Here is a 20,085-nt window from a genome sequence, read left to right on the forward strand (position 1 = left end):
ACGGGGGGGGCCCCGCCGCCCGGCCTTTGGGGCGGTCCGCGGGCCCGTTGGGGGGGGGGGGCCCCCCGCGCGGGCCCCCCCCCCCGGGGGGCCCGGGGGGGGGGCCGGGGCCCCCCCCGGGCCCCCCACCGCGCGACGTACCTTCGTACGGCAATGAACCCCTGGTGAACAACGGACGCGGGAGTGCAACGGCGGCCCGCGCAGGCGGTCTGAACCGGGTGAAGGTGGCACACCGCCACCGACGGCACCCGAGGTGCCGACCGCACCACCGGACCACCAGGAGAACCACGCATGTTCGCTCGACCCTTACGCACCCACCGCCTCCGCCCGCTCGGCGTCGCCGCCGTACTGGGCTGCTCCGCGGTGCTCGCCGGCCTCACCGGCGCACCGTCGGCGACCGCCGCCGCTCCGACCGCAGCCGCCCCGGCCGCCACCGTGCAGCCGGTCTCCGGTTCCCGGCTCGAGTACCGGGCCGCCCCCGGACAGGTCAACCAGCTCGACGTCAAGACCCGTTACCGCTCCGTCGGCGAGAACGAAGGCGTGTACGACGTCACCCTCGACGACCGGGTCGCCATCACCACCCCCGACGGCTCGGGTTGCAGCCACCCGGACGCGGCCGACCTCACCCGTGTCCTCTGCACCATCTCCGACCCCGGTGACCGGGCCTCCGACCTGACCACCCTCGGCGCGTACGTCGGGGACAAGGACGACAGCGTCACCGTGGCCGCCGGGAACAGCGCCTACCTGCAGTTCCACGGCGAAGCCGGCAACGACACCCTCAAGGGCGACCTCAGCACCGCCCTGTACGGCGGGGACGGCGCCGACCACCTCGACACGAGCGGCGGCGTGTACAGCGAGGGCTCCTTCGGGGGCGCGGGCGACGACATGCTCACCCACTGTGTCTCCGACTGCGACGGCGGCCCCGGCAACGACACCCTGCGCGCCGCGTCCGGCACCGTCGACCACACCCTGACCGGCGGCGACGGCGACGACACCGTGTACGGCAACGCCGACGGGGAGCGGATCCTCGGCGGCCGCGGCAACGACAAGCTGTACGGCGAGGCGGGCGACGACGTCATCTACGGCAACAGCGGCGACGACCTGCTGCATGGCGGGCCGGGCAACGACATGCTCTCCGGCGGGCCGGGCCGCAACAAGGTGTACCAGGACTAGGACCGTTCGCCACGAACGCACGGCAGGGCGCCCGGCAGCAACCGGGCGCCCTGCGACGTCACTTCGGGGATCGGGCCGGGCCCTCAGACCGTGCTGAGGGGGTGGGGCGCCGTGGCCGAGCGCGGGGGCCAGGCGCGCGGGGCGAGGATGCCGAGGACGTAGGCGCGCGCCACGAGCGCGGGGCGGGTGGCGGCGCCGAGGAGCTGCCGCAGCCGGCTGAGGTGGTAGTCGACCGTCTGCCGGGACAGCCTCAGTGAGGTGGCGATGTCGCTGTTGGTGCTGCCCTCCGCGAGGAGGGAGAGGATGCGGACCTGCGCGGCCGTGAGCGACGGATGGGCGTCGTGGGCGAGGCTCTGGTGGGTGACGACGGCCCAGACGTGCCGCGCCCGCGCGGCGGAGTGGCCGACCGTCGTCAGATGGAGCTGGGCGCGGCGCAGCCGCCCCTCGGCGTCGACAAGCACGGTGGAGGTCTCCACGCGTCTGGTGCGGCGGGCTATCAGCCCGTGCCATCTGCGGTGCAGCCGGCCGAGCTCCGGGTCGGGGGCGAGCAGGGTGTGGGCGCGCCGGCCCACCAGGTCGGGCAGGCTGAGCCGGAACAGTTCGGCGGCTGCCGTACTCGCCTCGACCACCCGCCCGTTGGCGGACAGCAGCGCGCACGGCAGACCGCTGTGGTCGCGCAGCGCCTGGAGGTGCTCCTCGGCCTCCTGGCGCTGGACCAGGGTGCGCAGGTGGTCCGTGATGTCCACGTAGATACCGGCGACGCAGGTCTGCGCGTTCTCCCGTACGGGGAAGCGGTGCCCCACCGCCTGACCCGCGCTGCCGTCCGGGCGGCGGTAGCCGAGGGTGTGCCGCACCGGTGTGCCCAGGGTGAGGATCTCCTGGTCGAGGGCGCGGAAGCGGGCCGCCTCGGCGGGGGCGTCGAAGTCCTCGATGCGCTTGCCGGTGAGCTCCGCCGGAGTGGTGCCGTAGAGGTGCGCGTAGGCGTGGTTGGCCCACAGGTAGCGGCCCTCCCGGTCCCGTATGAAGGCGGCGGCCGGGGCGAGGTCGACGAGGTCCGCGAACGCGGCGTAGCGGCGCGGGACTTCGGGGTGGGCATCGACCTCCATGGCGAGGCCGCGGGTACGGCTCCGGGCGCCGTCCTCCTCCGGCGGCCAGCTCACGTCGAACGTGCGGCCGTCGAACCGGGCCTGCCAGCGGGCCTCCTGCGGGGGATGACCCGAGGACGCGCGCTCCTCGTGCATCCGGTCCAGGAAGCGCTGGGCCGTACCGGTGTCGGCGAAGGCGCCGCCTCCCCTCTCCAGCACCTGCCACGGCTCGTCGACCTCCCACCAGAACACGGGAAGGTGCTCGAGCAGCCCCTTGAGGCTGGAATCGTCCACAGCGGTCTCTCCGTCCGTAATGCAACTGGCTGACGCTCCGTCACCTCGCCATGGGTGCCCCGCGTTCCCGGCGGCCAACACGGCGTGCGACTCAGGCATTTGCCTGAACGGCGGGCGCCCCCGGTGGCGCCGAGGGCGCCTGCCGCCTGGTCCCCTTGAGTGTGCGGGTGAACACGCCCCGCTACATAGACCCGGTGATCCCCCACGCTCTACGCGCGTCACCGGCCCCGCACGACAACTCGTACCAACCGGATGAATGGAGACGAACTTCAGTGAGCAAGGTGCTGCTAGTGCATGCCAAGGGTGGTCCGCCGCTCGGTCACGTCCTGTCCCGGACGGCCGCGAAGGCGGAAGTGCACCTGCTGGCGCTCAGCGCTCTGCCTCCCTCCGTGGCAGGCGCCGCGCGGGGACTGTGCGCCTCGGTGGTGACGCCCACCGAAGCGCAGCGCTCCGACCTCGTGTCCCTGATCGTCGCGCAGGCCGGGACCGTGGGGGCGGACGCGGTGCTGACCTTCTCCGAGTACGCGGTCGTGGCCGTCGCCGAGGCGTGTGAGAAGCTCGGCCTCGCCGGGGCCGGCGCCGCCGCCGCGCTCGCCAGGGACAAGCGGCTGATGCGCCGCACCTGGCACGAACACGGCCTGCCACAGCCCGAGTTCCGCCCCGTCGCCACCGAGGCCGACCTGCACGAGGCGGCCGAGCACCTGCCCTTCCCGCTGCTCCTCAAGGCGGCCTGGAGCGCCGGATCCACCGCGCACCAGATCATCGGCTCCCCCGACGAGGTCTCCGCCGCCTGGCGCCGTTCGCGGGAAGTGATGGACGAGTCCGCCCAGTTGGGGTACGCCGAACTCCATGTCGCCGAGGCGAACGCGGACTTCGTGGTCGAGCAGATCGTGACCGGCACCGCGGGGGACTGGTTCGACGAGCCCGGCTGGGGCGACTACGTCAGCGTCGAGGGGGTCGTGGCCGACGGCGTCTTTCGGCCCGTCTGTCTCAGCGGCCGGATGCCCACCGTCGAGCCGTTCACCGAACGCGCGGGCATCACCCCCGCCCTGCTGGCGTCGGGGGACGCCCAGGACCGGATCGTGGCCCTGGCACGGCAGTCCGTCGACGCCCTCGGCCTGCGCGACTGCGGCACCCACACCGAGATCAAGCTCGGCGCGGACGGCGCCTTGTGGCTGATCGAGACGGCGGCCCGGTTCGGCGGCGCGATGACGGTGCCGCAGATCGAGGAGGTCTTCGGGCTCGACCTGATCGGCATGCTCGTCGACCACCTCCTCGGCCGCCCGGTCGAGTGGCCCGAGCAGGCGCTCACCCCCGAACAGGCGCGCGGCGCGGCGGGCTCCCTCGTCGTCCTCGCCGTCGACGGCAAGGGCGAGGCGTGGCGGGACCGCAGGGTCTGGGACGCCGCGGTCGCCGCCGACGTGCCGCTCAGTCCGGGCAGCGAGCTGTCGGTGGTCGCGGAGAGCTCACTGCCCGATGGCGGTGTCGTGCCGGTCTACGACCCGGCCGCCGGCGCCAACACCATGGCGGCCCTGTGTCTGCTCTCCGCCACCGACCCGCGGACCGTGCTCCGCGACTTCGAGACCCTGATCGACGCCCTGCCCCGCGTCCTGCCCGCCGCGGAGCCCGAGGAGGTTTCCCGATGACCGCCCAACTGTTCGCAGGTGCCGCCGAACCGTCCACGGACCGCACGGTCGTCGGCGAAAACCTCTCCCTGCCGCTCTTCCGCACCCTCTCCGGGGTCCTGGCCGGCCACCCGTACCTCAAGGTCGTGGTCGACCGCGCCGAGAACACCTGGCACCTGCTCGACACGGCCGCGCACCCCTTCCACGTCAACTACATCGCCACCCACGTCCTCGGCATGGACCTCGCCCAACTGGACGCGGACCTGGACGCGTTCAACGCATCCGTTTACATGGACCCCGGGCGGCGCTTCCTGCTCGGCGTGCTCTCCCTGCACACCGAACAGGAGGCGGACGGGCGCGAACGCACCTTCCTCGTCCTGGAGACGACCGAGGCCGACACCATGCACGGCGAACTCCTCGCGCTCTTCTACGACTTCGTACGGGAACGGGTCGACGGCAGGCTGCCGCTCCTGCTCAAGCCCGCCAACCACGGCCAGGAGGAGGAGCTCGCGGCCATCAGCGAACTGCGCGTGCCGCGCATCCTGAGCCACGAACTGTTCGGCTCCCGCACCCGCACGCCGCTCAACCCCGGCGAGGCCACCGGCCGGCTGCGCTTCTTCCGCACGGACGAGGAGTACGCCCGGGCGGAGGCGGGGCTCGGCTGGGCCGACATCGTGGCGATGCCGTGCCTGCCGGACGACGTGCCCCGGGTGGCGGGATTCCTCAACACCGCGCCGATCACCCCGCTTTCGCACACCAACGTCCTCGCCTCCGGCTGGGGCATCCCCAACGCCATCGTGTGCGACCTGGAGCAACTCGTCGAGCGGGACGGCCTCGACGGCGCCTGGATCCGCTACCGGGTGCGCGAGGACGAGATATCCCTGGAACGCCTGGAGGCCGAACCGGAGCTGCGGGCCCCGGCCTGGCACCAGCAGCGCATCCGCCTCGAACCGCCGCTGCTCGCGGACGTGCCGGTCCTCTCCCTGCACCGGCTGCGCAGCGCCGACCGGGACCGCTACGGCACCAAGGCGGCCAACCTCGGCGAGCTGCACCACGTCCTCGACAGCCGCACCGCCGACCTGATCGCCTTCTACGGCCGGCCCCGGCCGCCGCGCGAGGACCTCTACGGCCACCTCGCGGCACGCTTCGGCCTGCAGGCGCTCTCGGCGGGCGAACTGCGCTCCACCGCGGCAGACTTCGTGGCCGCCACGGTCGGCGCACCGGACGGCGTGGCGCTGCCCTTCGCGCTCCAGCAGCACTTCCTCGCCTCATCGCCCGCCCTCCAACAGGGCATCGGCAAGCTGAAGATGGCGCTCGAACTGGACGCCACCGACGTCCTGGACTCGCTCTGCCTGCAGCTGCAGCAGCTGATCCGGCAGACCCCGGTCCCCGAGTCCGTCGTGCGGCGGATCTGCCAGGCCTTCCCCGCGCCGGTGGCCTCGCGCGGACGCCTGGTGGTGCGCTCCTCGTCCAACGCCGAGGACCTGCCTGGCTTCTCCGCGGCGGGCGTCTACGACTCCGTCACCACCGTCCACGGCACCGGTGAACTCCTGGACGCCGTACGGCAGGTGTGGGCCTCGATGCTGTCGCCCCGCAGCGTGCGCCTGCGCCACCAGGTCGGCATCTCCCTGGACGACACCTACATGGGCGTGATCATCCAGGAGTACGTGCCCGCCTCCCTCGGCGGCGTCCTGGTGACCTGCAACCCGACGCGCCGCGAGGACTTCCGCAACGTCTACCTCAACTGCTCCCCGGGCTCACCGGAACAGGTCGTCGAGGGCTCGGTGCTGCCGCAGCAGTACCTCTACAACACCGTGGAGGGCGGCGGCCGCACCGTCGCCCTCGGCTCCTGGGGCGAGGCGCTCTCCGCCGGCACCCGCGCCAAGCTCGCGGACCTGTCCCTGACCGGCCGGCTCCTGCAGTCGCACTTCAGCGGGTCGCACTTCGGCGGCGGCGACGTGGACAAGCCGCTGGACATCGAGTGGCTGATGACCGAGCGGGGCGACTTCCGGCTGGTCCAGATCCGCCCGTACGCGCTGTGAGCCCGCGACCGTGGCGGACGGCGCCGGGCAGGGGAACGGGCCCCGGCAAGGGCCCGGCCGCCGGCCTCACCGACACCGCCCGCCGGATCATCCGGCTCAACTACGGCTTCCAGCTGCTGTTCAACCTGCTGTGGTGGATGCCGGTCTTCTACGCCTACCAGAAGACCGCCGGGCTGTCGGACGCGCAGATCTTCGGCATCCAGAGCATCTACTACGTGGCGTTCTGCCTGTTCGAGATCCCCACCGGGCTGATCGCCGACCGGATCGGCCCCCGCAACTGCCTGCGGGCCGGCGCGGTGGTCATGACGGCGGCGAACCTGGCTCCGGTGTTCAGCGCCTCGTACACCGGCTTCCTCGTCCACTTCCTGGCCATCGCCGCCGGGCGCTCCCTCACCTCGGGGGCGGCCAGCGCCTATCTGTACGACGGGTTGCGGGCCGAGAAGGCCGACGAGCACTACCTGAAGGCGGAGGGCACCGCCCGGGCCCTGGGGCTCGCGGCCAAGGTGGTGTGCTGGCCGCTGGTGGGGCCGTTGATGGCCGTCGCCCACGCGGCGCCGTACGTCCTGAGCGCCGCCAGCGCGGCGGGCTCCCTCGTGTGCGCGGTCGCGCTGCCCCGGCTCGCCGGGGAGGCCGGCGCGGGTCGAGCGGCCGACAAGGCCGGGGGTGGGCGCAGGGGCGGCGCGTTCCTGCGGGACGCGGGCTCGGCGCTGCGCTGCGTCTTCGCCTCGCCGTGGCTGGCCCTGGTGATGGTGCAGGGCGTCGCGGTCTTCACGCTGTCGCGGATCTGCCAGGTCAATCTCTTCCAGCCGATCCTGCTCGACCACGGCATCGCGGAGGCCTCGCACGGTGGGGTGCTGGCCGCGATGACGGTGGCGGAGGCGGTCGCCTCGGCACGGCCCCAGTGGCTGAGCCGCAGGCTCACGCCGGTCGCCTGGGTCTCGGTGCTCAGCGTCGTGCTCGCCGGCACCCTCGCGGCGATGACGCTCGGCGGCCCCTGGGTCGTGGTGGGGCTGCTCTGCCTCTTCGCCGCGGCGACCGGCTTCGCGTACCCGGTGCAGCGCAAGCTCGTGAACGACGCGGTGCCGCCGGACGCCCCGCGCGCCACCCTGCTCTCGGTGGAGAGCATCGTGGACCGCGCGGTGTGCGCCCTGGCCGCGGTCGCCGTGGGCGCGTATCTCTCCGCCGGGCACCTGGACGCCCTGCTGTGGCACAGCGCGCTGGCCACGGCGGTGCTCCTCGGCGCCTTCCAACTGCTCCTGCGCAGCGGGGCGGTGCGCCGTGACCAGGCGGGCGCGGTGCCGGCGGTGCGACCGGCACCCGATCCGGCCGGCCGCACCACCTGACCTCGGCCGCACCCCCCGACTCCGGGTGAGCCGCTCACCCGACCCCGGTCAGCGGGAGCTGCGGCCCAGGAGTTCGATGAGCCCCACCGGCAGATACGCGGGCCGGTGGGGCCGTGCGACCTGGTACGGCACATAGCCGAGCGAGGCGGCGACCTCGACCTCCTCGGCCGTCTCCGCCTGGTAGACGACGCGGCACCGGCCCGCGTCCGCCTTCGCGCGCTGCCAGAGGACGGGCGCCGGCTTGCGCTCCGCCTCCGTGCGCGGCGTGCGGATCCGGTCGCCGAAGTCCTCCCAGGCGAAGGGCGCGGACCCCTGCCAGGTGGCGTCGACCTCGTGCCTGAGCCGGGCGGCGCGTTCCGCGTCGGTCTTCCCCCAGGCCGACGGCACGTTGGTGATCAGGCCGATCCGGATGTGGTGGGAGCGCAGGGCGCGCAGGTAGGAGGCGGCGCCGGGGCGGTAGCCGGTGCTGCCGTCGTCGGCGGTGTGCACCAGCGTCTCGCCCAGGTCGAAGTAGACGACGGGGCAGCCGCGCGCGGTGTCACCGTGCGCGGGGGCGGCGGCGGCCGGAGCCGTACCGCACAGCACGGTCGACGCCAGCGCCGCGCCGAGCGCGAGGCCCATGCGGACCGGGGCCCTGGAAGCGGATCTCTTCATGGCGTCGCCGCCCTCTCTTCGGTACACCCCGAGGGTGCATGAATGTTCGGTGCATGACATACCGGCGCCGCAAGATATCCCATGCGGGGCCCTCGTGTCCGGCAGTTCTCCCGACCGCCCGCGACCAGCGGAACCCCGCCGACGCCGCTCCGATAGCATGCTCGGACCCGCGGCCGATCGCCCCGATCGACCGTTCTTCACCGGAAGTACGCCCTCCGGCACAATGCGTTACTCACGTAGCTGACATCTCACACATCGGCCAAAAATTGAAATCCATAGCATCGCGGGTGTCGTCCCGAATAGACAACAGAAAGACGTTGTTCGCCGCGTGGCGACAGCCACGGGCGATTCTGTGGACCGTGGCGGCCGTCGTCGCCCTCGGATTCCTCGTCGCGCTGGAGATCGCCGTCCGCCACTACGGCGTGGCCGGGCCGATCACCAACCAGGCGCGCGAGGTCGTCTTCGCGCCGAAGTCGGGACCGCTGCTGTACGCCAGCATGGCCCTGATGATGGTGGTGCTCACCTGGCGCGAGCGGTTCATCGCGGCCGGTGTCGCGGTCGGCATCGACGTCGTCTTCTTTGTGGTGCGGTGGATCGTCGGGGCCGACATGATGTTCGGCAACGGCGCGTTGTGGGTGCTCCTCGGCTACGGGGTCATCGCGCTCACGCGCCGCACCGGCGCGGAACGCGTGCTGCTCCTGAAGGGCGTCGGACTGGGTCTGCTGCTGGTGGCCGGCCGCAAGACCGGTGACGCCTGGCTGCTCATCACGTGGAAGACCCGCCCGACGGTGCTCGACCAGTACGTGGCGACCGCCGACCACGCGCTGGGAAACCCGTCGTGGGTGGTGGGCCGCATGGTCGAGGCCACCGGCACGGTCGGCACGCACGTCCTGGAGTGGGTCTACATCCAACTCGCGGTCGCCGCCGTCGCGGTCGCGCTGTACCAGCTGCGCCATGTGGCGACCGAACGCCGCTTCCCCGGCCACCACCTGGTGCGCACGTTCCTCGTCATCGGGCTGCTCGGCCCCGCGATCTACATGATCTTCCCGGTGGTCGGCCCGGTCTTCGCGTACGGACCCGGCGCCTCCGGGACCGGCGGGGTGCAGTGGGCGGTGGCCGACCTGTGGCCCCACACGCCGCCCTCGCTGACGGCGCCGAGCCAGATGACGTACGACGACCTGACCCCGCGCAACTGCATGCCCAGTCTGCACACGGCCTGGGCCACCACCATCTTCATCCACTCCCGCAAGGGCCCGCGGGCGCTGCGGATAGCGGGCGCGTTCTGGCTCGTCGCCACGCTCGGCGCGACGCTCGGCTTCGGCTACCACTACGGCGCGGACATCATCGCCGGCGTGGTGTTCGCCGTCACGATCGACGCGGCGCTGCGCTCGCACGACCGGGGCTGGGACCGGTCGGGCGCCCTGCTGGTCGGCTACGGAGCGGCGGTGTTCACCGCGCTCCTGGTGTCCTACCGCTTCGTCCCGATGGAGATGGCAAGGCACCCTTGGCTGTTCGGACCGCTGCTCGTCCTGGCGATGGTCTCGGTCGTCCACATCTACATGCGGACGACCCGGCTGTGGGAGCCGAAGCTCGCTCCCGCCCAGCAGCTGGAGCCGCAGCCCGAGATGGTCTGAGCCGGGCCGCGCCGGGCGGGAGCGGTCGCTTCGGTCCGTTCGTGGTGTGTCGGGCGGAGCCGGCCTGGTCGGACGGTGTCAGACGGCCGGCGGCCCCGCTTCGACGCGGCGCAGGACCGGGGCCAGCCGGTCCAGTTCGGGGGTGTCCTGGATCTGCCGCTCGTCCCACCAGGTGGCACCGGCGTCCCGCAGCGGACCGACGATGTCCCTGGCCTTGGCCGCGTCGGTCGGGGTGGCGCCACCGAGCACCAGGTCGAAGGGGCGCCCGGCCGTGTCGTCGGCCCGCTGCTCCCGCAGGTAGGCGACGAGGTCCCGCACCTCCGCCACGTCGGGCGCGTGCCCGTGCAGGGCCGTCTCGAACAGCGGCGCCGCACCGTCCCACCGCGCCGCCCGCCGCATGGGCGCGCGGCGCGGCCAGAACCCGCCGATCCAGACGGGCGGCCCCGGCTGCTGCACGGTGGCGGGCAGCAGGGCGACGTCGTGGGCCTCGTAGTGCCGGCCGTGATGGTTCACCGGTTCGCCGGACCAGAAGCACCTCAACAGCTCCAGCCCCTCGTCCAGCCGCTCCGCCAGGACCCGCGGTTCGGCGGTGTCGCCGAAGCTGCGGTACTCGTCCTCGAGCGGGCCGCCCAGACCGGCGCCGAGGGTCACCCGGCCGCCGCTGAGCCGGTCCAAGGTGGCCACCTGCCGGGCCAGTTGCTGCGGGCGGTAGCGGGGGACCGGGGTCAGGAGCGTGCCGAGGCGGAGCCGGGAGGTCGCCAGTGCGGCCGCGGTGAGCAGCATCCAGGGGTCGCCGAACGGCCGCCCCTGATGCTTGCGGTGCAGGACGTGGTCCCACACGAAGAGCCCGTCCCAGCCGGCTTCTTCGGCGGCAGAGGCCAGGGTCGCGACGTTACGGGGATCGGCGAAGTCGCCGAAGTTCGGGATGTTGACGGAGAAGCGCATGCCGGCAGCATGCGCATCCGGCCCCGGCGGGGCAACCTAAAAAGGAACGCCTGCATCACTTCTGGGAGGCGTCGGCCAGGGAGCCGATCTGGTGCAGGGACATCCCCAGCTCGTCGTGGAGGAAGCGCACGACCGTCCAGTGCGGCAGGGCCGCGTCGTCGTACGGCCCGAACGCCGCCGTGTACAGCGGAATCCACCGGAGCGCCTCCTCCGCGGCCGTCTCGCGTCCCGGCGCCTGCTGGTAGGCGTCGTAGGACACGCTGCGGTGGTGGATGAAGTGGCCGCCGGGCAGCCGCTGTTCGCACAGGTCGCGGTACTCGCGGGTCTGCAGGATGAGGTAGTGCCAGATCTCGTCGATGTCCTGTTCGACGGGGAGGAAGAGCCCGCCGAGCCGGTCCGGGTGGCGGGAGACCAGGTAGAGGTAGCGCAGACACTCGCGGACCTGGTGCGTGACGTACGGGGCGCCGGGGGCGCCGGGCTTCGCCGCGAAGTGCTGGACGACCTCCTCGTGGAGGGCGGGGCCGAGCAGCTCCTCAGCGGTGGGGGCCTGCGTCGGGGCTGCGGCGTACGGGGCGGGTGTGGCTAGGTGAGATGTGCCCGGGTGGGATGTGGTCGGCATGCGCAATCCTGTCGTGGTCGTCGCTAGGGCGTGGTCAGCCAGGCGTACTTGCCGGAGCGGCCGATCGGCACGTGGGCGCGGTGCTCCACGCGGCAGACCCTGCCGGTCAGCGCGCCCACGGAGGCCGCGAGCCCGGTCTCCTCGGCGGGCGTGAGCGGCTCGCCGTCGAAGGTCGTGCACCACAGCACGCACGCGTCGTCGCCGGTCAGCCGCAGCTGGTGCAGGAAGACCCGCGGCGCGACGGCGGCGACGCGCGTGTCGAGATCGGCCTGCGCGACCGGGCCGTCGGGCGTGGAGAGCAGCTCCTTCTCGCGGCCGCAGAACGAGACGATCCGCGCCGGGTCGGCGCTGCCGTCACGGGTGCGCACGCAGTCGCCGGACCGGTAACGGACCAGCGGCATGTACGGGTTGCGCACGCTGGTGACGATGAGGCTGTGGATGCCGCTGCCCGGCTCGACCGGGATCAACTCCACGCTCATGTCGTGCAGATACGGTTGGTAGTGCCCGCGCCCGCCCCCGGCCTCGTCCCCGTAGAAGAGATAGCCGAGTTCGGTGCTGCCGAAGAGGTCGACGATGGGGCAGTCGAAGTGGGAGCGCAGATACGCACGGACGTTCAGCGGCGTGTACTCGTAGGCGTGGATGATGCCGGCCGGCCGGGGGAAGCGGTCCCACAGGCCCCACGCGTCGACCCTGCGGACCAGATGCGCCAGGTGGTAACCGGAGCAGTCCAGGAGGTAGCCGCCCCGCGGATGCGCCGAGCTCACCTCCGCGATCTCGTCGAGCATCCGCTCGACCTCGGCGCGGTCCCAGTCGGCCGGGTCCAGGACGCGGTTGAGGTACAGCGTCCGGTCGTCGAGCCAGCGCTCACCCGAAGTCCGCCCGGGATTACGGGCGTTGACGCGGGCGACGTGCTCGGTGGCCAGCACGGTGGTCAGCGAGACGCGCCGGGCGCCGTCGTGCCAGAGCGCACCAAGGGCGGGGTGTTCGCTCCACAGGCGGTAGTAGGAGCGGAGCAAGAAGTAGGGCGGACGGATGATCTGCATGCGGGCGTGGTTGGTCCCGGTGGACAGGACGAACTCGGCCTCGCCCGTCTCCAGGGCACGGGCCAGCTCCGGCGTCATCCAGTTGGCGGGGAAGTCCCGCGCGATCTCCGGCTTCTCCAGGATCGGGAAGTCGCCGCGCTCGATGGAGGGGCGGTAGAGGGGGATGTCCCGGACGCGGTCCAGGACGTCGGCGCTCGGCAGGCGGTTCAAGGGGGCTCCGGTGCGAGGCGGGGACAAGGGGTAGGAGGTAGGGGCGAGGGGAAGGGGCGGCGGCCGCGACTGGTGACGACGCGGCCACCGCCCCTGCCGGTCGACGGGGCGGAAGCTCCGCGGCCAACCGCCCCTACCGGTCAGCGGGTCAGGAGATGCAGCCGGTCTTTCCGGTGGCGCTGATGCAGCCGCTCTTCGGCGTCGCGCTGATACAGCCCTCCTTCGCGCCGGCCGCGCCCTGAGCCGAGTTGGCGGCGACCCACTTCTGCCACACGGACTCCTCGGTCATGCGCTTGATGAGCTGTTCCACGGTGAAACCTCCATGATCGGTCGGCAGGTCGTGCCGAGTGCGGGACCACCGGGAGCCGAGCGTTCGGTGCTCGCCCCCGGAGCAGGGGGGAAACGGTGCGCGGTCACAACGAGAGGCGCACCAGGGGGAAAAGGGGCCCTCGGAACCTTCGGAACCTTCAGGCCCCTTCAGGACCGGGCGGTCGGCAGGGTCTTCATCCGGACCGCCTCTGTGCCGCTGTCGTTGTGCCGCAGCGCCCAGTTCTCCAGCGTCGTGCGGCAGGCGTGGTCCAGATGGCGGGCCTCGGTCAGGTCCAGCTCGATGGGCCGGTCCTTGGGCAGGGACTCCAGCGTCTCCAGGATGCGGGGGAGCCGCAGGAACGTCGCGTTCCCGGTGAGGGTCACGACCATCCGGCCGTCGGTCAACTCCCGTACGTCCACCTGGACATGGGAGGTGTCCCAGGCGGACTTGACCACGGCGAGCACCAGGCCGAGCACCACGCCCTCGAACATGTTGGTCACCACGATGGCGATCGCCGTGACGCTGAGGACGACGGCCTCGCCGCGGTGCTCCCGGGCGAGCGGCACGATGTCCTTGAACGGGATCAGCTTGCACCCCGCGTGCACCAGGACACCGGCGAGCGCCGCCAGCGGGATGATGCCGAGCGCGGCGGGCAGCAGCACCGCGAACAGCAGGAGCCACGCGCCGTGCAGGATCCGGGAGAGCGGAGTGCGGGCGCCCGCCTGGACGTTGGCGGAGCTGCGGACGATCACCGCGGTCATCGGGAGCGCGCCGAGCACACCGCAGACCGTGTTGCCGACGCCCTGGGCGACGAGCTCCTTGTCGTAGTGCGTACGAGGACCGTCGTGCATACGGTCCACGGCGGCCGCGCTGAACAGCGACTCGGCGGACGCGATCAGGGTGAACGCAAGGACGGTGCCGAGCAGCGCCACGCTGCCCAGCTCGGCGAGGTCGCCGAAGCCGGGCGGCTGGATGGCGTCGACCATGCCGCGCACCGACACGTTCGCCACGTCGAGCCGGAACCCGGCGGTGACGGCGGTGGCCAGCGCGACCGCGGCCAGCGGGGCGGGCACCAGGCGCGCCGCCGAGGGCAGTTTGGGCCACAGTACGAGCACACCGATGGTGCCGAGGCCGACCGCCGCGGCGGTCAGCGAGGTGGTGTCCCGCACGGTGTCGGCGATCAGACCGGGCACACCGGTGATCTTGTCGACGCCGGAGAGCGGCTGCTTCGCCCCGGCCATCGTGTAGAGCTGTCCGAAGATCAGTACGAGTCCGATGCCCGCCAGCATGCCCTGGACGACGGAGACGGATATCGCGCGGAACCACCGCCCGCAGCGCAGCAGTCCGAGCGCTATCTGCAGGGCGCCGGTGAGCAGCACGATCGCGCCGAGCATGCTGAGCCCGAATTCGCGGACCGCCTCGAAGACGAGCACGGTCAGGCCGGCCGCGGGGCCGCTCACCTGCAGGGCGCTGCCCGGCAGGAAACCGACGACCAGGCCGCCGACGATGCCGGTGACCAGGCCCAGTTCGGCGGGCACTCCGGAGGCGACCGCCACGCCGACGCACAGCGGCAGGGCGACCAGGAAGACGACGAGTGAGGCCAGGATGTCCCGGCGCAGCACACCCGGTTCGCGCAGGGCGGCGAACGGTGAGCGAAGGGGGGAGGACGGTGTGGGAAGGGAGGACATGAGGGTGGGGGTCCTGTCGTGGGAGCGGGCCGGTCAGAGGGGTGCGGCGGCTCTCACAGCGGTGCGAACGCCGGGCGGCCGGTGTCCGAGGGGCGGTGGGCGGTGACGGCGCCTGTGTGCACCTCGTAGTACCAGGCGTGCAGGGTGAGCGATCCTTCGGCGACGCGCTCCCGTACGCAGGGGTAGGCCCGCAGCCGTTCCACCTGCGCGAGCACATGGGTCTGGACGGCTTCCGCCACGTCCGGTGAGGACGGTGCGAGCGAGCGCAGGGCGTCGTCGGGGGCGACGGAGTGCTCCAGCCAGTCCCGTACGGCGGGCACCGCCGACAGGTCCTCGCGGCGCACCAGCGCGCCCACCGCGCCGCAGTGCGAGTGTCCGCAGACGACGATGGAGCGGACGCCGAGCACGCACACCGCGTACTCGATGGTGGCCGCTTCGCTCACCGGGTGGTGGCCCGGGGCCGCCTCACCGGTGAGCCCGGCGCGTCGGCCGGCGGGGTAGGGCGGGACGACGTTGCCCGCCGTGCGGAGTTCGAAGAGCTCGCCGGGGCGTGCTCCGGTGATCAGGGTCGGGACGACACGTGAGTCGGAACACGTGACGAAGAGGGCCTCTGGTGACTGCCCGGCTTCGAGTGCCTCGAACGCCGCGGCGTTCCGGGGGTCCGCCACATGTGTCGTGGCGAACGAACGGGCGTGGTCCATCAGGGATTTCAAGGTGGCCTGCCTCCTGCGTCTCTCCGGCGGGGCCGGGGCGCGGTGTGGTCGGGTCGTTTGGTGACGAACAGCCTGGGCGGCCGTCGTGTCCTCCACTTTGCCATCGCATTACGGTTGGATGTCAGGGCAAAATTCTGCCAAAGAATGAGTAATAACCGCCCCTCAGCTGGGGGTTGGTCCAGTAATCAACCGTTGGGTAAAGATCGAGGTGGGGATTGTGTGGGCGAGGTGAAGGGAATCCCTTCGCGCGCCGTTGCATTCGCACCGGACCAGGGCGAGCGGAAGAGCAGGGGGAGCATGCCGGAAACGTCGTTCCAGGGGCAGGCCGTCGACACCGGGCCGGCCCCGTACGTCTTTCTCGTCGTCGGCATTCCGGGGTCGGGCAAGAGCTCGGTCTCGGCGGAGCTGGCCCGCCGGTTCCCCCTCGGCGCCCACATCGAGGGCGACCGCCTGCACGACCTGATCGTCTCCGGGAACCGTCTGCCCAAGCCGGAGGAGGACCGGGAGGCCGACCGCCAGCTGCTGCTCCGCGCGCGCAACGCAGCGGTGCTCGCCCGCAGCTTCCATGCCGCGGGCGTCGTCCCGGTCATCGACGACGTGGTGGTGCGGCGCGCGCATCTAGACTTCTACCGGGAGCAGTTGAAGGGTCTGCCGCTGCGCCTGATCGTGCTCGCGCCGTCGATGGAGGCCGTCTCCGGCCGGCTCGCCGCACGGGACAAGGTCCTCGCGGACGACTGGTCGTTCCTGGACACGGCGATGCGCGCCGAACTCGCGGGCGAGGGCGAGTGGTTCGACAGCTCCGCGCAGTCCCTCGACGAGACGGTGGACGCCGTCGTGGCGAAGGGCTGATGCCGGTGGGCGCTCGCCGGGAGGCTCCGCCCGCCCGAACTCAGTCCAGGATGACTTCCCTGCGCAACAGGCTGTACACGACCATGTCGTGGTAGGCGCCGTTACGGAACTGGGCGCCTCTCATCACGCCCTCCCGGGTGAACCCGGCCTTCTCCAGGGCTCGTTGCTCGGCGATGTTCTCCACGTGCGTGTGCGCGTCGATGCGGTTCACCTCGGTGTGCGCGAAGAGGTACCGGGCCAGCAGGACCTGCGCTTGGGTGCCGATGCCTCGTCCGCGCGCCTCCGCCCGAAGCCCGATGCCGATGTTCCAGCCGTGGTTGAGCGGCCCGAAGGGGTTCCGCCGCCAGCCGACGGACCCGAGGAACTCCTGGTCGACGGCGCCGGCGACGACGAGGACGCCGGAGTCCGGCCCCAGCAGACCGTCCTCCGCCCACCTCCGCCGGCGGGCCCCGGCACCGGAGAAGCCGAACCAGTCGAAGGCCGCGCCGGACTCCGGTTCGGTGGCGTGCGGCGCGTGCAGGAGGGGCAGGTCCTCTTCCGCCACGGGGCGGAGATGTACGCCTCGGATCATGCCCCGAGTAAACGCACGCGCCGCCCCGTCCTGCTACGGGCCTTCGGCGTGATCCAGGTCATAAGGCGGGCGTACGCGGCCGTATGTGGCGGCCGTGCCGGGGTCAGGCGCGCTGCGCCCGGTCGTACACCTTCTCGGCCGTGGCCCCGAAGACCTCCCCGTACATCTTGGTCGGCTCCAGGGAGTCCAGCGCGCTGTTGACGGAGACCAGGGTCCCCTTGCCGGTGGCGGCGTCGAAGTCCGCCAGCCACGGGCCGCCGCTGGAGCCGCCGCTCATGTCGCAGGGGATGGCCTGCGTGGTGCCCTCCTTCTTCGCCGGTCCGACGCATCGCAGGAGCTCCTCGCCGAGCTGCGGGCGGGTCGCCGAGTAGCCGAGGGCCGAGATCGTGCCGCCGACCGGCCGGTCGAAGGCGACGGGCGTGCCGCCCACGGTGTCGTTCAGCTTCTTGCCGTCCTCGCCGGCGTCGACGACCAGCGTGGCCAGGTCGTCGGTGGAGTCCGTCTCCCAGGCGCGCGGGGTCACGGCCTGGCGCACCGCGAACGCGCCGTAGGGCATCTCGCCCTTGTGGTACGCGGGCACGAAGACCATCGCGACGTTGGTGTTGGCGGGCGAGGAGCCCCGGCGCACGCAGTGGGCCGCCGTCATGACGGCGGAGCGGTTGGCGCTGTTCACCGCGGTGGCCGTGCACCAGGTGTCGGCACCGCCCGCGTTGACGAAGAAGAGCCGCCCGACGGTCTTCAGGGTCGGCCCCCGCCACGGCTTGGCCTTCGGTCCGGTCGGGCCGAGGTCGACGGACTCGCCCACGGCCTTGATGCGGGCGGGAGTCCAGTAGGAGAGGGCCTCCGTGCGCTCCTGGGTTGTGTACTTCAGTACGGAGACGGGTCCGGCGGCGGCGGCCCGCATCCGGCTCGCCTCGGCCTTGGCCGTGGCCGTGGCCGCCGGCGTGGTCGGGGTCGGTGCCGCCGTCGCCGGGACGGGGACGGCGAGAGCGAGGGCCATGCCGGCGGCGGCGAGCCCCGTGGCCCGAACCAGATGACGACGGGCCACGAGGGCGGATGTCTCGGTCACAGCAATGGTCTCCTTGACGGCGCGGTGGGTACGACGGGTGCGAGGGGTGCGGCAGACGCGACGGACACGGCGGACGCGGACGGCGGACAGGGCCGAAGCCGAGCCGCCGTCCGCATCGCGGATCCGCACTGCTAGAGCGGAGAACCCATCACACGGGTTGCGTCACCATCGGGCTGTGTCGACGAGCTGTGACACAAGCCGGATCACGGATAGGAGACCACCGTCGACGTGCCCGACGTGGCGGCGCCCGTGTCGTTGATGACGTGCTCGTACTGGCCCTTGCCGCCCAGGGAGACGACCAGGAGGTCGTGGAACTTCACGCCCGACGTCCTCGGCGCGGCGAAGCCGTGGTCCTGGCGGATCGACGGGTCCGACGTGTAGTTGCAATAGCTGCCCAGGCCCCAGCCCTCGTGGGAGGTCACGGAGTTCTCGACCTTGTAGGCCGCGAACCCCTTGACGTTGCCGTCCTGGACGGCCGCCTGGTTGGGCGCGTCGTACGCCTTCTCGTTCTGGAAGAAGACGGTGCGGCCGCGCTGGCCGAACCACTGCACGTCGTACTTGTTGAAATGCTCCACGAACAGGCCGGTCGCCAGGACGTCGTCGCCGTAGACGCGCACTCCGTAGTCGGCGCGGTTGGTCTCCCAGCCCACGCCGGCGCCGTGGTCCGCGCGCCACACCCAGGTGTGGTCGACGATCGTGTGACGGCTGTTGACCTCCATGCTGACCGTGGCCTTGCCGGGGCCCGCGCCGCCGATGCGGATGAAGACGTCCTGGACGGTGATCGGGTTCGCGGAGTGGTCCCTGCTCGCCCCGCGCGGCCCGACCTGCAGCAGTACGGCGGAGTTGACGGGACCGGCGTCGACGAGGAACCCGGCGAGCCGCACCCCGTCCACGTCGGCGACCTTCATCGCCGCCACGCCGCCGTCGGGCACCAGCGTGGCGTAGCCGAGACCGAGCACGACGGCGTCGGCGCGGTTGACCTCGATGGCCCGGTCGACGTGGTAAATGCCGGGCGTCAGAAGGAGGTTGAGACCCTGGGCCAGGGCCTCGTTCATCGTGGCGGCGCTGGTGCCGGGCTTGGCGACATAGAACTGGGTGAGGGGCAGCGAGGTGCCGCGCGGTGTGCCGTTGCCCCAGGTCGTACCGCGCGCGTTGGTCCGCTTCTCCGGCAGGAACACCCGGTACTCCGAGCCGTTGAGGTACAGGAACGGCTTCTCGCGCGAGATCGGCGTGGTCTCCAGTGTGGTGTACGGCGGGTTCGGGAAGCTCTGCCCCGGCGCGCCCTGCACCCCTGAGAACACCATGTTCCAGACGGCGTTGACCCACCCGCCCACCGAGCTGTCCCGGGTGTACCACTGCTGCTGCGAGTAGGGGCCCACGCTGCCGTCGATCCGGCTGTCGGCGATGTAGCCGCCACTGGCCCAGCCGTAGCCGTTCGGGGCGAGGTTGAGGCCGCCCCTGATGTGCATGCGGCGAAACGGTGCCGCCTGCGCCACGGCCCACCGGTTGGTGCCGTTGACCGGGGTGAGCGCCAGGTTCTCCGCCGAACGCCAGAAGTTCTGGGTGGCGTTGCCGTTGAACCAGCCGGCGTCGACCGTCACGTCCCCGTTGATCGACGTGTCGTCGGGGGAGAGGCCGAGCCCCGCGATCGAGGTGTAGAAGCCGAGTTGGGCGTTGAGGCCGTTGTAGGTGCCCGGCTTGAACAGCAGCGCGTAGCGCCCGGTGCCGAACTGCGCGCTCTCCTGCTGCTTGAAGATCTCGTCGAGTCTGGCCTGGATGCCGGAGGTGGACGGCGAGAAGACGATCACGTTGGGCCCGAGGTCGCCGCCGCCGGGCAGGCGCGTGGCGGAGGTCCGGGCGTCGGCGGACGAGGCCGGGGAGGCGGCGGCGGTCGTGGGGGCGAGGCTCGCGGCGGCGGCCGACGCGGCGATCGCGCCCAGAACCGTGCGGCGTGTGGGGGAGGTTGGCATGGGGCTCTCCTGTTTCAGGAAGTGAACGATCAGGGGCCGTGGGAGCGCTCTCTTGACCGGGAATAGTTCATCCGCGTGAAGGGCGCGTCAAGAGGTAGTTCTGTAGTGACGGATGTTCTCGCTGTTGAAGCGTCAAAAAACGTATGAAGTCGGCTAGGTCGTGTTTTAGAAGTGGCTGCTGTGCCGTGCCTTGGGCCGTGATGATCTCGGTGTGGGGCGAGGGGATCTTTCGGATGGCCAGTGGGCGG

17 protein-coding genes are annotated in these 20,085 nt (G+C 71.9%); 6 read left to right on the top strand and 11 right to left on the bottom strand.

Going from position 1 to position 20,085, the window contains the following annotated elements:
• Positions 1-291 precede the first annotated feature (291 nt).
• On the top strand, positions 292-1,173 hold the full coding sequence (locus ACFYO9_RS38725) for a calcium-binding protein (protein WP_358779303.1): 882 nt from the start codon (positions 292-294) through the stop codon (positions 1,171-1,173).
• Positions 1,174-1,256: 83 nt separating this feature from the next.
• Here the strand turns inward: ACFYO9_RS38725 and ACFYO9_RS38730 are convergent, their stop codons facing one another.
• Positions 1,257-2,552: a PAS domain S-box protein gene (locus tag ACFYO9_RS38730; protein WP_358779304.1), complete on the bottom strand. Its 1,296-nt coding sequence runs from the start codon at positions 2,550-2,552 to the stop codon at positions 1,257-1,259.
• Between the two features lie 272 nt (positions 2,553-2,824).
• Here ACFYO9_RS38730 and ACFYO9_RS38735 point away from each other — a divergent pair, with 272 nt between their 5' ends.
• Genes ACFYO9_RS38735 through ACFYO9_RS38745 form a run of 3 tightly spaced genes read left to right on the top strand, consistent with a single transcriptional unit; the run spans position 2,825 to position 7,562 of the window.
• On the top strand, positions 2,825-4,198 hold the full coding sequence (locus ACFYO9_RS38735; RefSeq protein ID WP_358779305.1) for an ATP-grasp domain-containing protein: 1,374 nt from the start codon (positions 2,825-2,827) through the stop codon (positions 4,196-4,198).
• The gene (locus ACFYO9_RS38740; protein ID WP_358779306.1) at positions 4,195-6,219 is read left to right on the top strand and encodes a PEP/pyruvate-binding domain-containing protein; all 2,025 of its coding nucleotides are present in this window, start codon (positions 4,195-4,197) and stop codon (positions 6,217-6,219) included. Before ACFYO9_RS38735 ends, ACFYO9_RS38740 begins: the two co-directional genes overlap by 4 nt.
• On the top strand, positions 6,216-7,562 hold the full coding sequence (locus ACFYO9_RS38745; RefSeq protein ID WP_388667334.1) for an MFS transporter: 1,347 nt from the start codon (positions 6,216-6,218) through the stop codon (positions 7,560-7,562). The genes ACFYO9_RS38740 and ACFYO9_RS38745 overlap by 4 nt, the downstream gene beginning before the upstream one ends.
• 48 nt (positions 7,563-7,610) lie before the next feature.
• On the opposite strand, the gene ACFYO9_RS38750 is transcribed toward ACFYO9_RS38745, so the two are convergent.
• Positions 7,611-8,216, bottom strand: coding sequence for a hypothetical protein (locus ACFYO9_RS38750; RefSeq protein ID WP_358779307.1), 606 nt, complete (start codon positions 8,214-8,216; stop codon positions 7,611-7,613).
• A gap of 287 nt (positions 8,217-8,503) precedes the next feature.
• Here ACFYO9_RS38750 and ACFYO9_RS38755 point away from each other — a divergent pair, with 287 nt between their 5' ends.
• Entirely contained in the window at positions 8,504-9,850 is a 1,347-nt protein-coding gene (locus ACFYO9_RS38755; RefSeq protein ID WP_355819712.1) for a phosphatase PAP2 family protein, read from the top strand.
• Between the two features lie 78 nt (positions 9,851-9,928).
• Here ACFYO9_RS38755 and ACFYO9_RS38760 read toward each other — a convergent pair whose 3' ends face one another.
• The 6 genes from ACFYO9_RS38760 to ACFYO9_RS38785 all read right to left on the bottom strand — a co-directional run bounded on the left by ACFYO9_RS38760 (position 9,929) and on the right by ACFYO9_RS38785 (position 15,378).
• Positions 9,929-10,795, bottom strand: a complete 867-nt coding sequence (locus ACFYO9_RS38760) for an LLM class flavin-dependent oxidoreductase (protein WP_358779308.1) — start codon at positions 10,793-10,795, stop codon at positions 9,929-9,931.
• 55 nt (positions 10,796-10,850) lie between these two features.
• A complete protein-coding gene (locus ACFYO9_RS38765; protein ID WP_358779309.1) occupies positions 10,851-11,414 on the bottom strand; it encodes a hypothetical protein in 564 nt (187 codons plus the stop codon).
• Positions 11,415-11,437: 23 nt separating this feature from the next.
• Entirely contained in the window at positions 11,438-12,667 is a 1,230-nt protein-coding gene (locus ACFYO9_RS38770; RefSeq protein ID WP_358779310.1) for a hypothetical protein, read from the bottom strand.
• A gap of 148 nt (positions 12,668-12,815) precedes the next feature.
• On the bottom strand, positions 12,816-12,977 hold the full coding sequence (locus tag ACFYO9_RS38775; RefSeq protein ID WP_355819701.1) for a hypothetical protein: 162 nt from the start codon (positions 12,975-12,977) through the stop codon (positions 12,816-12,818).
• Between the two features lie 167 nt (positions 12,978-13,144).
• Entirely contained in the window at positions 13,145-14,665 is a 1,521-nt protein-coding gene (locus tag ACFYO9_RS38780) for a SulP family inorganic anion transporter (RefSeq protein ID WP_358779311.1), read from the bottom strand.
• A gap of 53 nt (positions 14,666-14,718) precedes the next feature.
• A complete protein-coding gene (locus ACFYO9_RS38785) occupies positions 14,719-15,378 on the bottom strand; it encodes a carbonic anhydrase (RefSeq protein ID WP_358779312.1) in 660 nt (219 codons plus the stop codon).
• 297 nt (positions 15,379-15,675) lie between these two features.
• Between ACFYO9_RS38785 and ACFYO9_RS38790 the strand changes: the two genes are divergently transcribed.
• On the top strand, positions 15,676-16,227 hold the full coding sequence (locus tag ACFYO9_RS38790; RefSeq protein ID WP_358779313.1) for an AAA family ATPase: 552 nt from the start codon (positions 15,676-15,678) through the stop codon (positions 16,225-16,227).
• Between the two features lie 40 nt (positions 16,228-16,267).
• Here the strand turns inward: ACFYO9_RS38790 and ACFYO9_RS38795 are convergent, their stop codons facing one another.
• The 3 genes from ACFYO9_RS38795 to ACFYO9_RS38805 all read right to left on the bottom strand — a co-directional run bounded on the left by ACFYO9_RS38795 (position 16,268) and on the right by ACFYO9_RS38805 (position 19,837).
• Positions 16,268-16,798 (bottom strand): GNAT family protein, encoded by a 531-nt coding sequence (locus ACFYO9_RS38795; RefSeq protein ID WP_358779314.1) that lies wholly within the window; start codon positions 16,796-16,798, stop codon positions 16,268-16,270.
• A gap of 103 nt (positions 16,799-16,901) precedes the next feature.
• A complete protein-coding gene (locus tag ACFYO9_RS38800; protein WP_358779315.1) occupies positions 16,902-17,867 on the bottom strand; it encodes a trypsin-like peptidase domain-containing protein in 966 nt (321 codons plus the stop codon).
• 203 nt (positions 17,868-18,070) lie between these two features.
• Positions 18,071-19,837: a coagulation factor 5/8 type domain-containing protein gene (locus ACFYO9_RS38805; RefSeq protein WP_358779316.1), complete on the bottom strand. Its 1,767-nt coding sequence runs from the start codon at positions 19,835-19,837 to the stop codon at positions 18,071-18,073.
• Positions 19,838-20,085 lie beyond the last annotated feature (248 nt).

This window comes from Streptomyces sp. NPDC005863 (assembly GCF_042871345.1).
Classification (GTDB): domain Bacteria; phylum Actinomycetota; class Actinomycetes; order Streptomycetales; family Streptomycetaceae; genus Streptomyces.

Excerpts from the sequence above, each read along its gene's own strand:
- ACFYO9_RS38750 (WP_358779307.1), bottom strand. The coding sequence starts at position 8,216 with ATGAAGAGATCCGCTTCCAGGGCCCCGGTCCGCATGGGCCTCGCGCTC.
- ACFYO9_RS38725 (WP_358779303.1), top strand. The coding sequence starts at position 292 with ATGTTCGCTCGACCCTTACGCACCCACCGCCTCCGCCCGCTCGGCGTC.
- ACFYO9_RS38805 (WP_358779316.1), bottom strand. The coding sequence starts at position 19,837 with ATGCCAACCTCCCCCACACGCCGCACGGTTCTGGGCGCGATCGCCGCG.
- ACFYO9_RS38780 (WP_358779311.1), bottom strand. The coding sequence starts at position 14,665 with ATGTCCTCCCTTCCCACACCGTCCTCCCCCCTTCGCTCACCGTTCGCC.
- ACFYO9_RS38740 (WP_358779306.1), top strand. The coding sequence starts at position 4,195 with ATGACCGCCCAACTGTTCGCAGGTGCCGCCGAACCGTCCACGGACCGC.
- ACFYO9_RS38760 (WP_358779308.1), bottom strand. The coding sequence starts at position 10,795 with ATGCGCTTCTCCGTCAACATCCCGAACTTCGGCGACTTCGCCGATCCC.
- ACFYO9_RS38790 (WP_358779313.1), top strand. The coding sequence starts at position 15,676 with ATGCCGGAAACGTCGTTCCAGGGGCAGGCCGTCGACACCGGGCCGGCC.
- ACFYO9_RS38795 (WP_358779314.1), bottom strand. The coding sequence starts at position 16,798 with ATGATCCGAGGCGTACATCTCCGCCCCGTGGCGGAAGAGGACCTGCCC.
- ACFYO9_RS38765 (WP_358779309.1), bottom strand. The coding sequence starts at position 11,414 with ATGCCGACCACATCCCACCCGGGCACATCTCACCTAGCCACACCCGCC.